Below are 11368 nucleotides of genomic sequence, written 5' to 3' on the forward strand. Positions count from 1 at the left end.
AACGATTTTTGACGGGACCCCGCGGCGGCGGTCCAGTCCTACCCCTGCGGACGCGTCCGTGCGCGCCCGGCTCGCTTGCCCCGTCGGCTATTCCGACTTCGTGGCACCGGTTCTTCTCGCCTTCGCGTTTCCGTCTTTGCTCGCAGGCGACGAAGGTGCCTTGGACTTGCCAGCCACCTTAGTGCTACCAGTTTTTGCGGCCGAGGTCTTGCGCGAGGGCGCCTTTTTTGCCGCCGCCTTGGCGCCGGTTGCCGCCTTCGCTACCTTAGAGGCGGCTTTGGTGGCAGACTTTGCCGAGGTAGACGCCTTGGAGGTTGTCTTGGGGGCCGCTTTGGGGGCAGCTTTGCGGGTGCGCTTCTTGGGCAGCGGGCCCACGTAGCGCAGGATCGTGCCGCCCAGCGGCGGTATGCGAAGCTCGATGGACTGCTCCTGGCGGTTCCACGGCTCCTCGGCGGTCTTGAACCTCACGCCCTTGTTCGTGACGCCCGAGCCGCCGTACTCCTCGTCGTCGGAGTTGAAGACCTCCTCGTAGAAGCCCGGCCGCGGCACGCCCAGCCTGAAGTCCTCGTGGGGGTTCACCTCGAAGTTGATCACGACCACGAGGTCGTCCTTCTCGTCGTCGCCATGGCGCGCGAACGAGATTATGCACTGGTCGGCGTTGTCCGCGTCGATCCAGTCGAAGCCCTCCGGCGAGTACGAGTCCTGCCACAGCGCGGGCTGGGCCTTATACAGCGCGTTCAGGGCCGCGATGTAGTGCTGCTGGTGGGCGTGGCTCTCGTACTCCTCCGTCAGGAAGTATTGGATGCCCTCGTAGTAGCGCCACTCGATGAACTGGCCGATCTCGTTGCCCATGAAGTTGAGTTTGCCGCCCGCGTGCGTCATCTGGTACAGCGCGAGGGCGCGCATGCCCGCGAACTGGCGCCAGTAGTCGCCCGGCATCCTGGTGATGAGCGAGCACTTGCCGTGGACCACCTCGTCGTGGCTGAGCGGCAGGATGAAGTTCTCGTTGAACTGGTACATGGTCGAGAAGGTCAGGAGCTTGTGGTTGCCGGGGCGGTACGGGAAGTCGGTCTGCATGTAGTGCAGCGTGTCGTTCATCCAGCCCATGTCCCACTTGAAGTGGAATCCCAGGCCGCCGTCGGACGTGGGGTACGTCACGAGCGGCCACGCCGTGGACTCCTCCGCAATCATCATGACGTCCGGGTGGTACTTGCCCATGGTGTCGTTGCACGTGCGGATGAAGTCGATGGACGCGTCGTCCTCCTCCGTCCCGCGCGAGTTGAACTTCTTCTGGCCGGGGTCGTCGATGCCGAAGTTGAGGTACAGCATGGACGTGACGCCGTCCATGCGGATGCCGTCGGCGTGGTACTCGCTCACCCAGTACAGCAGGTTGGACGTGAGGAAGTTGCGGACCTCGTTTTTGGTGAAGTCGAACTTGAACGTGCCCCAGTTGGGGTGCTCCTCCTTCTCGTACAGCTTGTCGCCGTTGAAGTGCACCAGGCCCTGCTCGTCGCGGCAGAAGCCGCCGGGCACCCAGTCCAGGATCACGCCGATGCCCGCCTGGTGGCACGCGTCCACGAAGTGCTTGAACTGCGTGGGCTTGCCGTAGCGGCTGGTGGGCGCGAAGTAGCCCGTGATCTGGTAGCCCCACGAGCCGTCGAACGGGTGCTCCATCACGGGCAGGACCTCTATGTGCGAGTAGCCCATCCCCTTGACGTAATCGACCAGCTCGACGGAGAGCTCGTCGTACGTGAGGTAGCTGCCGGAGTGGTCGTCGGAATCGGGGTCGCCGTTTCCGGCCAGGCCGTCCGAGTGGCGCTTCCAGCTGCCCAGGTGGCACTCGAAGATGTTGAGCGGCCGCTTGAAGAAGTCCTGCTTCGAGCGGGAGGCCATGTACTTCTCGTCCTGCCACTCATAGCCAGAGAGGTCGGCGGTGCGCGACGCCGTCCCCGGGGGGCACTCGGCGTAGAACGCGTACGGGTCAGCCTTGTACAGCAGGTCGCCGTGGGCGGTCTCGATCAGGTACTTGTACAGCTGGCCCTCCGTGGCGCCCGGCACGAAGCCGTACCACACGCCGCCGGTGGGCGTGCACTCGAGGTAGGTGGCCTCCGTGTCCCAGTCGTTGAAGTCGCCGATCACGCGGACGCTCTTGACGTCAGGCGCCCACACGGCGAACCAGTAGCCCTCGACGCCGTCCTTGTTGCAGGGGTGCGCGCCCAGCTTCTCGTAGCTGCGGTACCACACGCCCTTGCCCATAAGGTACAGGTCGTCTTTGGTAAGAAGGTAGTTGGCTATAGGCGCGCTCATGCGACCATCCTCCGGCTTCGTCACGACTAGGGTGGGTGGCGTGCCACACAATCACCACCGCAACTACACATTCTATGTAAACGGGCAAGGCTTTGCGGCCATGACTTCGCGGTCGGCCGCAAACGGGCCGCGCGCGAACGGCTCGCGGTGGACATAGCGCAACTCGTGCACGAAACGCTGGCAAGATGGTACGAACGCCGCCGACGGGGCAGTCGAGGCGGTCGTCCGGACACAAAAGCGGGTATCATGTGCCACTAACGGCAAGTTTGGGCCCCGCGCGGCGCGCCCGCGCGCACGCCGGCGGGGCGCGGCAAGGCAGGTGAGAAGATCGTGCCACGAGAGTCGAAGGCGTCGCGCCGGCAGCGCGGCATCGAGTTTTGTGCCCGCATGCACGAGCGCTACCCCGGCGTGCAGAGCGCGCTTGACTACCACAACCCGTTTACGCTGGTGGTGTGCGTGATGCTTTCCGCCCAGACCACGGACGCCGGCGTGAACCGCGTGACGCCGGAGCTGTTTTCCCGCTGGCCCACGCCCGAGGCCATGGCGCAGGCCGACCCCGCCGAGGTGGGCGAGGTCATCCACAGCATTGGCTTCTGGCGCGCGAAGGCCGCGCACTGCGTGGAGCTGTCGCAGATGATCGTGAGCGACTTTGGCGGCGAGGTGCCGCGCACGATGGAGGAGCTGTGCCGCCTGCCGGGCGTGGGCCGCAAGACCGCGAACATCGTGCTGAACAAGGCGTTTGGCATATGCGAGGGCATCGCGGTCGACACGCACGTGTTCCGCATCGCCACGCGCATGGGCTTTACGCGTGCGAGCACTCCCGCGGCGGCGGAGAAGGACCTGCTTGACCTGCTGCCGCACGAGCTCTGGACCTACGTGAACGAGGAGTGGATACACTTTGGCCGCGACACGTGCACGGCGCAGCGGCCGAAGTGCGAGGGCTGCCCGTGCGCGGACATCTGCCCGTCTGCGTTCAAGGCGACGCGCCCGGCAAGGCGCGGGTCTGCGAAGGGCGCGGGAAGGGCTAGCTCGAAGGGCGCCGGCGCGCGGCGCGGCAAGGGTGGCGCCGGCGGGGCGCGCGGACGCAAGGCAAGCGAGAGGAGCTCGTGATGTCGGACCTTGGCAGGCACTTCTGCACCTGTGGCGACACGCGCTGCCCGTGCAACCCCAACAACCCCGCGAACCTGGCGGGGGGCGGCTTTGGCTGCGACGCGTGCATCCGCAAGAACCTTGCGCTGGGCGAGGTGCCCACGTGCATGTTCAAGGCCCTGGGCGACACGGAGGGCTGGGACGACTGGTCCGTGGAGGGGTTCGCGCGCTTTGTGCGGCTGCACCCGCGCAGCGACGACGTGCGCCGCGACACGGCGGCCCGGGCGAAGGCCTTTGACGAGGCGCACAAGGCGTAGGGTCCGGGGCCGGGCGGAGCCGGCGGGCGGCGCGCGGCCAAGCCGCGCGGCCGTGGCGTTGCCGGGCCCATGGCAGTGACGCGGGCGAGGCGGCGGCCCTTCTCGCCCGGCGCCTTGCGCGGGCCCGTGGGGCACCGGCCATGTGGCGAAAGACAGCCGCAAGACGCGAAGGGGGACGGCGCCTTTTGACGGGCGTCGCCCCCTTTGCGGAGCGTGGTTGTGGTGCGGCCCGAGTCGCGGGACCGCGGTTGGCGGAAAGGCGCTGGCGCGGCCGCCGGTTGCCGGCCCTAGGCCCTGGCGATGGCCTGGTCGAGGTCGGCGATGATATCGTCCACGTCCTCGATGCCGACGGAGAGACGGATGAGATCCTCGCTGAGGTGCGCCTCCTTGAGCTGCTCGGGCGTGAGCTGGGAGTGCGTAGTCGAGGCGGGGTGGATGATGAGGGACTTGGCGTCGCCCACGTTAGCGAGGTGGGTGAAGAGCTTGACGTTGTTGACCACGTTCAGGCCACCCTCGCGGCCGCTCTTGAGGCCGAAGACCACGACGCCGCCGAAGCCGTGCTTGAGGATGCGGGACGCGACCTCGTGCGAGGGGTCGTCCTCGAGTCCGGAGTAGCGGACCCACGCGACCTTGGGGTTATCCTTCAGCCACTTTGCGACGGCGAGCGCGTTGTCGGAGTGGCGCTGGACGCGCAGGGAGAGGGTCTCGAGGCCGATGCCGATGAGCTGCGCCGCGTACGGGGAGAGCGTCGGGCCGAAATCGCGCAGCTTGTTGGCGAGGACGCGCGTGGAGAACGGCGCGGCGGGAGCGGCGTCCGCGAAGACGACGCCGTGGTAGGAGGGGTCGGGCTTGGCAAGCGTGTGCCACTTCTCGGGGTCCTGCTTCCAGTTGAACTTGCCGGTATCGATCACGGCGCCGCCGAGCGTTGCGCCGTGGCCGCCAATCCACTTGGTGAGGGACTCGATCACGACGGCCGCACCGTCCTCGGCGGGACGATAGAGGTAGGGCGTCGCGAAGGTGTTGTCGACGAAGACGGGCACCGGGGACGGCAGGGAGTTTGCGGCCTGGACCAGCGCCGGGACGTCTGCGACGTCGACGAGCGGGTTGCCGATGGTCTCGACGTACCAGAGCTTCGTGTTCTCCTTCGTGGCGGCGACGAACGCGTCGATGTCGTTGTTCTCGACGAAAGTGGTCTCGACGCCCAGGTCGCCGAGGGTGTGTAGGAAGATGTTCCACGTGCCGCCGTACAGCGAGTCGGACGCGACGATGTGGTCGCCGGCGCCGACGAGGTTCGTGAGGGCGAGGATCTCTGCCGCGTGGCCGGATGCGACGGCGACGGCACCGGTGCCACCCTCGACCGCGGCCACGCGGGCGGCGACGGCGTCGGTGGTGGTGTTGGTCAGGCGGCCGTAGATGTTGCCCGGCTTGGCGAGGCCGAACTTTGCGGCGCCGTCGGCGGCATCATCGAACTGGAACGCCGCGGAGGCGTAGATCGGGAGCGCCGCGGAGCCGGTGGTGGGGTCGGGAGCCCAGCCGGCGTGGACCTGCAGGGTGTCGAAGTGCTTCTCGGGATCGGACGCGAAGGTGGGATCGAGCTCGAATGCCATGATGTTCTCCTTTGTGAGTGGCGCCACGTGCGCCTTGTGTTTTGGATGCGATAACGCTGCCTTGCCGTCGCCCGGTCCTCGTCTGCGTGGTTGCAGCTTCCTGAGGCCGGGCTAGGGCATTAACGTGCTCGTGGGTGATATGTCGGTTCTCGTTTTCATCGTGAGCACATCATAGGGCACCTGTTGTCACTCGCAAGGATTTTCATGTGAGATTGCAGCTGATTTGACCGTTTTCGCAGGTAGATACCATCTGTCAGTATCAGTTTAATTGCTATCGGTAAAATCGATAACACTGTTGACGTGCGGCGAAGCGTTTTGGGTCTGACGGCATTTGTGCGGGTAGGTCGCTATGCGAGAATGCGGCCGACGGCACGCCCGCGGACGCGCTTGCGGCGATGCCAAATCGCATAACGCGATATGCGAAGGACTCCGAACCGTGCTCAACTGGGCAAACGCAAAATAATGCTTGTCGCATAACGCGATATGCGATTTGGCCGCGTGGACGGGCGGCGGCAAGCGCCACGTCACGGAACGAAGCACGGCCACGCAGCACGAACGCCGTCCGCGGCGGCACGCACCCGCAGCAGCCTCGTCCGCGGCAGCGCGCCCGCGCCCGCCCCGCGCCCCGCGGCACAAAGAGCGCCCCGCACGTCGGTGACGTGCGGGGCGCGAGTCGCTCATGCTGCCATAGGGTGGCGCGGGGCGCTAGTAGTTGATCGCCAGCTCCTCGAAGTAGCTCTGCGGGTGGTTGCAGACGGGGCAGACCTTCGGCGCGGTCTCGCCCACGTGGATGTGGCCGCAGTTCAGGCACTTCCAGACCTTGACGCCCTCGCGCTGGAACACCTCGCCCTTTTCCACGCGCTCGACGAGCTTGTTGTAGCGCTCCTCGTGGTGCTTCTCGACCTCGCCGACCATGCGGAACTTGGCGGCGATCTCCTTGAAGCCCTCGGCATCCGCGGTCTCGGCAAAGCCCTTGTACATGTCAGTCCACTCGTAGTTCTCGCCCGCGGCAGCGTCCTTCAGGTTGGTCAGGGTATCGGGAACGTCGCCGTCGTGCAGGTACTTGAACCAGAGCTTCGCGTGCTCGCGCTCGTTGCCCGAGGTCTCGGTAAAGATGTTCGAGATCTGGACGTATCCCTCCTTCTTGGCCTTGCTGGCGTAGTAGGAGTACTTGTTCGTCGCCTGGCTCTCGCCGGCGAACGCGGCCTCGAGGTTCTTCTTCGTCTGGGAGTTCTCAAAATCGACTGCCATGCACGGTCTCCTCTCGCAGCGGGACGAGCCCCCTGCCCGCCCCATGCCTTCGAAACACCTCACATGATATGACCTAGGCCGACCAATTGCCACCAATTTTGTGACAAAATCCCTCGGCCTCGAGCTCTTCCAGCAGAGCGGCCACGTCACGCGCGGATATCTTCTTTCTACCCGCTTCCGCCTCGATCGCAGACAGTTCTTCGGTAATCGTCACAAGGTCCACGCCACACCGGCCGGCGGAGCGGTGCCCCAGCAGCAGCCGCACCAGCTCCGCGCGCTTCTGCCGGTGGGACCCCTCGAACCTTGACTGTCTCACGTGCGACTTCGAGCGCCTGGACGGGTTGGGCAGCGTCTTCTTGAGGTAGGCGCCGTAGTCGAGAAGGGCGTAGTACCACGTCCTCGGGTCGTCCTGCGGGTCCAAGGCGTCGGCGGGGCAGCTGGCCTCCACCAGCGGCACCAGGTCCTTGTCCGGCACCGCCACGGCATCGGGATAGAGCTCGTGCAGAAAGACGGAGCGCACGTTGGTCTCGAGGTACACGCCGGGCAGGTCGTACGCAAACGCGCGGATTCCGGCCGCCGTGGCCGGGCCTATGCCGGGCAGCGCCACAAGCTCGCGCGCCTCAATCGGCATGGCGCCGCCCGCGGCGCTCACGATGCCCGCGGCCCTCCACAGCGCAAGCGCCCTGCGATTGTAGCCCATGCCCTGCCACTCCTCAAGCACGTCCGCCGCGTCCGCCGCCGCAAGGGCGTCCACGCTGGGAAAGCGCTCGCACCAGCGCTGCCAGCGCCCGTCCACGCGCGCCACCTGGGTCTGCTGGAGCATGACCTCGGATATCCATATCTGGTACGGGTCGCGCGTCCTTCTCCACGGAAGGTCGCGGTACAGCTCGCGGCCGCGCTCGAGCACCTTCTGCCTAAACTCCGGCGGCACCTGCGCGGGAGCCTTGGGCTCAGCTGACGGCGTCGGGCTCGCGGGGCCGGCGGCGTGCGCCGACGTCGGCGTGGCGTCGCTCATGGCGGCACCTACCGTGCGCTGGGCACGTCCGGCACCTGCGGCGCCGGGCCCAGCACCTCGAAGCCGCTTTCGGGCGTCAGTGCGGGATGCTTGTGCTCGCAGACCACCTCGTACAGGCTGATGGAGTCGAAGTAGCGCGTCAGGATGCGCTCCGCCTCGCACCAGACGGGGTTGAAGTGGCACTCTGGGCGAAAGGGGCACGCACCGCCCTCCGGACCGGCCGTTCCGCACGTGGCCACGAACACGGGGCCCTGGATCGCCTCGATCACCTGGCGCATGGTCACCTCGTGCGGGTCCAGGCACAGGCGCATGCCGCCGTGGGCGCCGCGCGTGCTCTCGATGATGCCCGCGGACACCAGGTCGTGCTGGATGGAGCGCGCGAACGAGTACGGGATGCCGTTCTTCTCGGCCGCGGCGCGGACGGACACCACGCTGTCGCTCCTTACGAGCTCGGCGAGCATGCGCAGCGAGTAGTCTGTCTTCCTGGAGATGTCCACGTTCCGACCCTTCGTGCTGTGTCCCCTGCGTCGGCCGTGCCCGTGCGGCGCGCCGGCTTAGTCCACCATTGCGGCAGCATTTTGTGATTGTAGCCCATTGACGCCTCGCGCGCCGCCGCACGCGCCGCGCTGCGCCCCCCGCAAGCCAGCGGCAAGACAACCGCAAGCCCGCCGCACAAGAAAGGGGCCCCGGTTGCCCGGGACCCCTCTGCGGTCAAGATGGCGGGATATGCGGGACTCGAACCCGCGACCTCCGACGTGACAGGCCGGCGCTCTAACCAGCTGAGCTAATACCCCGTGCGCTGGTGCAATAAAAAGGGCCCCGGTTCCCCGAAGCCCTGAATACATGAATGGCGGGATATGCGGGACTCGAACCCGCGACCTCCGACGTGACAGGCCGGCGCTCTAACCAGCTGAGCTAATACCCCGTGCATCAGTGCGTAAGCAATAGTACACGCTCCGCCCCACGTTTGTCTAGCAAAAAATTAAGAAAGTTCTTCTCCACCAGTTGTGCACAACCTTGGCGGGCATGCGCCGGCGGGCGAGAAGGACGCGGACCCGGCGCCGCAAGGCGGCTGCGGGGCCCGGCGGGCGTGGCGGCTCCGGCGGCGCTACTCCGTGGTCGCGGTGCCGTCGTCGGACGCGCCCGCGGCGCTGGATGACGTGTCGGAATTCGAGCCCGACTTGGAGTCCGACTTCGCGTCGGACTTCGTCCCGATGGCCGAGGCGCTGCCGCTGAGCGTCACGCTGGTGGTGTCGCCCGAGTCGGTCGTGACGGCAATCCCCTGCTGGGACAGCTTGACGGACTTGATGGTGCCCGATCCGCCCACGGCCTTGCCGTCCGAGTCGACCACGGGCGAGGCCGGCGTGCCCATGCCGATGGTGCACGCGTACACGTCCCAGTTGCCGTCCAGGTTCTCGGGCACCACGATCGTGCCGTTGTACAGCACCAGGCTCGCCGGCGTTCCGGGCACCGTGCTCATCACCTGCAGGCCCTCGCCCTTTGTGACGGCCGATACAATGGCGTACGTGCCGTCGTCCTGCTTGCGCAGCGAGTACGTGGCGTCGCGGTAGCGGATGGACTGGTCCGCGGCGACCACGGTCTTCTCCACCTGCTTTGTCTTGGTGGTCTTGGCGGTGCCGCCGCTCAGGATGCCGCCCAGAAGGTAGCCGCCAAGCGCCAGCACCACCACGACGGCCACCGCGATGCCCGCGATCAGCTTGCGGTTGGTGTGCGTCTGGGGCTCGCGGCGCTGCGTCTGGGGACGGTACGCGTCGGACAGCCGGCGCTCGCTTCCGTAGCCGCTGCGGCGCCACGACGTGGTTGAGTCCGCGGAGAGCGTCTCTACGTTCGAGCGGGTCTCGACCTTCGCGCCCATGCTCGCGTCGATCCGCCTGAACGAGCCGGTCGCCGCCGGGTCGAGCACGGGGCGCGGCGCGGCCTGCTCGGCCATGCCGTCGCTGTCGTAGTCGTGGCCAACGCTGTAGTTCTGGTAGTGGTTGGTGGTGGCTCCCGCAAAGTGCGTGCCGCCCGTGGAGCGTCCGCCGCGCCTGGGCACGCGCGCGCCGCCCGAGCCGGTCGCCGCGTGCCGGGCGCCGTGCCGTGCGGAGGAGCTTCCTGCGTTTTCGCTCATGTGTCAGACCTCCCCGTCTGGTGTCTGCTGCGATTATGCTACGAACCGCGCGGAGCCGCGGACTAAAGCGCCCTTCTGGCCTCTATCGCGCGGCCAAGGGTCACCTCGTCGGCGTACTCCAGGTCGCCGCCCACGGGCAGCCCGCTTGCCAGGCGCGTCACCTCCACGCCCAGCGGCCGGATGATCCGGCTCAGGTACGTGGCCGTGGTCTCGCCCTCGACGTCCGGGTTCGTGGCCAGGATGACCTCCTCCACCGTGCCGTCCGCAAGGCGGCCAAGCAGCTCGCGCACGTGCAGCTGCTCGGGGCCCACCTTGTCCATGGGCGATATCACGCCGCCCAGCACGTGGTACAGCCCGTGGAACGAGCCGGTGCGCTCGATGGCCTGCACGTCGCGCGGCTCCGAGACCACGCAGATGCGGCTGCGGTCGCGCGTGGGGTCGTCGCACACGTCGCAGTGCTCGCGCGTGGCGTAGTTGAAGCAAATCGGGCAGAAGTGCACCTGCTCCTTCACCCTCAGGATGGCGTCCGCCAGCCGGCGCGCGGTCTCGGCGTCCGCCTCAAGCAGGTAGTATGCGATGCGCTGGGCAGACTTTGGCCCAATGCCCGGCAGTCGGCCCAGCTCGTCAAGCAGGCGCTGCAGCGCGCGGCCGTCGCCCGGCGCGCCCGCCGCCGCGATGCCCGAACCCGCGCCGGCCGAGCCCGCGCCGGCCGAGCCGCCAAACGCCTCGCCCGAAAGCGCCACTAGAACATCCCCGGGATGTTCATGCCGCCGGTGATGGCGCCCATCTGCTGGTTCGCGACGCTCTGGCCGCTCTCCAGGCAGTCGTTCACGGCCGCGAGGATGCTGTCCTGCAGCATCTCCACGTCCTCCGGGTCCAGCGCCTCCGGGTCGATCGTGATGCCGGTGATGTGCCCGTCCGCGGTGCCGGTCACCTTGACCATCCCGCCGCCGGCCGAGGCGGACACCTCGATCTCGCCCAGCTTCTCCTGCGCCTGCGCAAGCTGCTTCTGCATCTTCTGCGCCTGCTTCATCATCTGCTGCATGTTCATGTTGGTTCTCCTAACTGGGGAATCGCCGTGGGCGAGAAGAGCATGCCCTTCTCGCCCTATTGTTTGTACCCACCGAATGATACGGCTACTTGCACGTCACGAAACCGCGAGCAAGTCACGTACAGCGTACCGCTACGAACCTGTGCGGCCCGGCTACTCCTTCTTCTGCACGCCGGCGTACTTCACGTCGCCAAACACGCTGGACAGCATGTCGAGTACGGCCTGGGCGTCTGCGGGCGCGTCGTCCAGCGACGCCTCGGGCTGCGCGTCGCCAAACGCGCGCACGGGCGCGGGCTTGGGCGCGGGCTTCGGCGTCGGGGCCGGGGCAGGCGCGGGCGCGGGGGCAGGTGCTGGTTGCGGCGCAGGCGCAGGCGCGGGGGCCGGGGCAGGCGCAGGCTTGCGAGCGGGCGCCGGGGTCTGCGGTGAAGGCGCAGGCGCGGCGTCGTATCCACCGGGAGCCCTTCCCTCCTGCACGTCCTCGTCGTACGAGACGGCGGCCGCGTCGTCGTAGGGAACCTCCTCGTAGGGTGGCATGTCGTCCCAGGGCATGGGCCCGGCGGGCTGCGCGGGTGCGGGAGCCGGGGCAGGGGCCGGCCGCGG

The 11368-nt window shown here is 67.4% G+C and carries 10 protein-coding genes, 2 tRNA genes and 1 pseudogene; 2 read left to right on the top strand and 11 right to left on the bottom strand.

The genetic code is table 11. The annotated features are described in order from the left end of the window. Nucleotides 1-87: 87 nt before the first annotated feature. On the bottom strand, nt 88-2307 hold the full coding sequence (glgB, locus tag ACTQWE_RS09635; RefSeq protein ID WP_441857021.1) for a 1,4-alpha-glucan branching protein GlgB: 2220 nt from the start codon (nt 2305-2307) through the stop codon (nt 88-90). A 330-nt stretch (nt 2308-2637) separates the two neighbouring features. Here glgB and nth point away from each other — a divergent pair, with 330 nt between their 5' ends. Continuing rightward, a complete protein-coding gene (nth, locus tag ACTQWE_RS09640) occupies nt 2638-3417 on the top strand; it encodes an endonuclease III (RefSeq protein WP_441857020.1) in 780 nt (259 codons plus the stop codon). Further along, nucleotides 3417-3713 carry a DUF6485 family protein gene (locus ACTQWE_RS09645; RefSeq protein ID WP_441857019.1) on the top strand — a complete coding sequence of 99 codons (297 nt, stop codon included), beginning with the start codon at nt 3417-3419 and terminating at the stop codon, nt 3711-3713. Before nth ends, ACTQWE_RS09645 begins: the two co-directional genes overlap by 1 nt. A gap of 287 nt (nt 3714-4000) precedes the next feature. Here ACTQWE_RS09645 and ACTQWE_RS09650 read toward each other — a convergent pair whose 3' ends face one another. The 10 genes and pseudogenes from ACTQWE_RS09650 to ACTQWE_RS09695 all read right to left on the bottom strand — a co-directional run. Beyond that, a complete protein-coding gene (locus ACTQWE_RS09650; protein WP_441857018.1) occupies nt 4001-5320 on the bottom strand; it encodes an O-acetylhomoserine aminocarboxypropyltransferase/cysteine synthase family protein in 1320 nt (439 codons plus the stop codon). Nucleotides 5321-6025: 705 nt separating this feature from the next. Further along, nucleotides 6026-6571, bottom strand: coding sequence for a rubrerythrin (rbr, locus tag ACTQWE_RS09655; RefSeq protein WP_170104626.1), 546 nt, complete (start codon nt 6569-6571; stop codon nt 6026-6028). A 73-nt stretch (nt 6572-6644) separates the two neighbouring features. Then, nucleotides 6645-7586, bottom strand: a complete 942-nt coding sequence (locus ACTQWE_RS09660; RefSeq protein WP_441857017.1) for an adenine glycosylase — start codon at nt 7584-7586, stop codon at nt 6645-6647. Nucleotides 7587-7594: 8 nt separating this feature from the next. After that, entirely contained in the window at nt 7595-8083 is a 489-nt protein-coding gene (locus ACTQWE_RS09665) for an RrF2 family transcriptional regulator (RefSeq protein WP_170104628.1), read from the bottom strand. A 220-nt stretch (nt 8084-8303) separates the two neighbouring features. Then, nucleotides 8304-8380: transfer RNA gene (locus ACTQWE_RS09670), tRNA-Asp, on the bottom strand. Between the two features lie 54 nt (nt 8381-8434). Beyond that, nucleotides 8435-8511: transfer RNA gene (locus tag ACTQWE_RS09675), tRNA-Asp, on the bottom strand. Between the two features lie 183 nt (nt 8512-8694). Further along, nucleotides 8695-9717 carry a hypothetical protein gene (locus tag ACTQWE_RS09680; RefSeq protein WP_441857016.1) on the bottom strand — a complete coding sequence of 341 codons (1023 nt, stop codon included), beginning with the start codon at nt 9715-9717 and terminating at the stop codon, nt 8695-8697. 62 nt (nt 9718-9779) lie between these two features. Next, the gene (gene recR / locus ACTQWE_RS09685) at nt 9780-10394 is read right to left on the bottom strand and encodes a recombination mediator RecR (protein WP_441857036.1); all 615 of its coding nucleotides are present in this window, start codon (nt 10392-10394) and stop codon (nt 9780-9782) included. A 65-nt stretch (nt 10395-10459) separates the two neighbouring features. Continuing rightward, entirely contained in the window at nt 10460-10768 is a 309-nt protein-coding gene (locus ACTQWE_RS09690; protein WP_441857015.1) for a YbaB/EbfC family nucleoid-associated protein, read from the bottom strand. A 153-nt stretch (nt 10769-10921) separates the two neighbouring features. After that, nucleotides 10922-11368: pseudogene (locus tag ACTQWE_RS09695) on the bottom strand (hypothetical protein); the annotation flags it as partial.

The organism is Parafannyhessea sp. LCP19S3_B1, from assembly GCF_052121955.1.
In the GTDB taxonomy this organism is placed as follows: Bacteria; Actinomycetota; Coriobacteriia; order Coriobacteriales; family Atopobiaceae; genus Parafannyhessea.

What these genes read in the sequence shown, in the direction of transcription:
- glgB (WP_441857021.1), bottom strand. Translation starts at nt 2,307, where the DNA reads ATGAGCGCGCCTATAGCCAACTACCTTCTTACCAAAGACGACCTGTAC.
- ACTQWE_RS09645 (WP_441857019.1), top strand. Translation starts at nt 3,417, where the DNA reads ATGTCGGACCTTGGCAGGCACTTCTGCACCTGTGGCGACACGCGCTGC.
- ACTQWE_RS09650 (WP_441857018.1), bottom strand. Translation starts at nt 5,320, where the DNA reads ATGGCATTCGAGCTCGATCCCACCTTCGCGTCCGATCCCGAGAAGCAC.
- rbr (WP_170104626.1), bottom strand. Translation starts at nt 6,571, where the DNA reads ATGGCAGTCGATTTTGAGAACTCCCAGACGAAGAAGAACCTCGAGGCC.
- ACTQWE_RS09660 (WP_441857017.1), bottom strand. Translation starts at nt 7,586, where the DNA reads ATGAGCGACGCCACGCCGACGTCGGCGCACGCCGCCGGCCCCGCGAGC.
- ACTQWE_RS09680 (WP_441857016.1), bottom strand. Translation starts at nt 9,717, where the DNA reads ATGAGCGAAAACGCAGGAAGCTCCTCCGCACGGCACGGCGCCCGGCAC.
- ACTQWE_RS09690 (WP_441857015.1), bottom strand. Translation starts at nt 10,768, where the DNA reads ATGAACATGCAGCAGATGATGAAGCAGGCGCAGAAGATGCAGAAGCAG.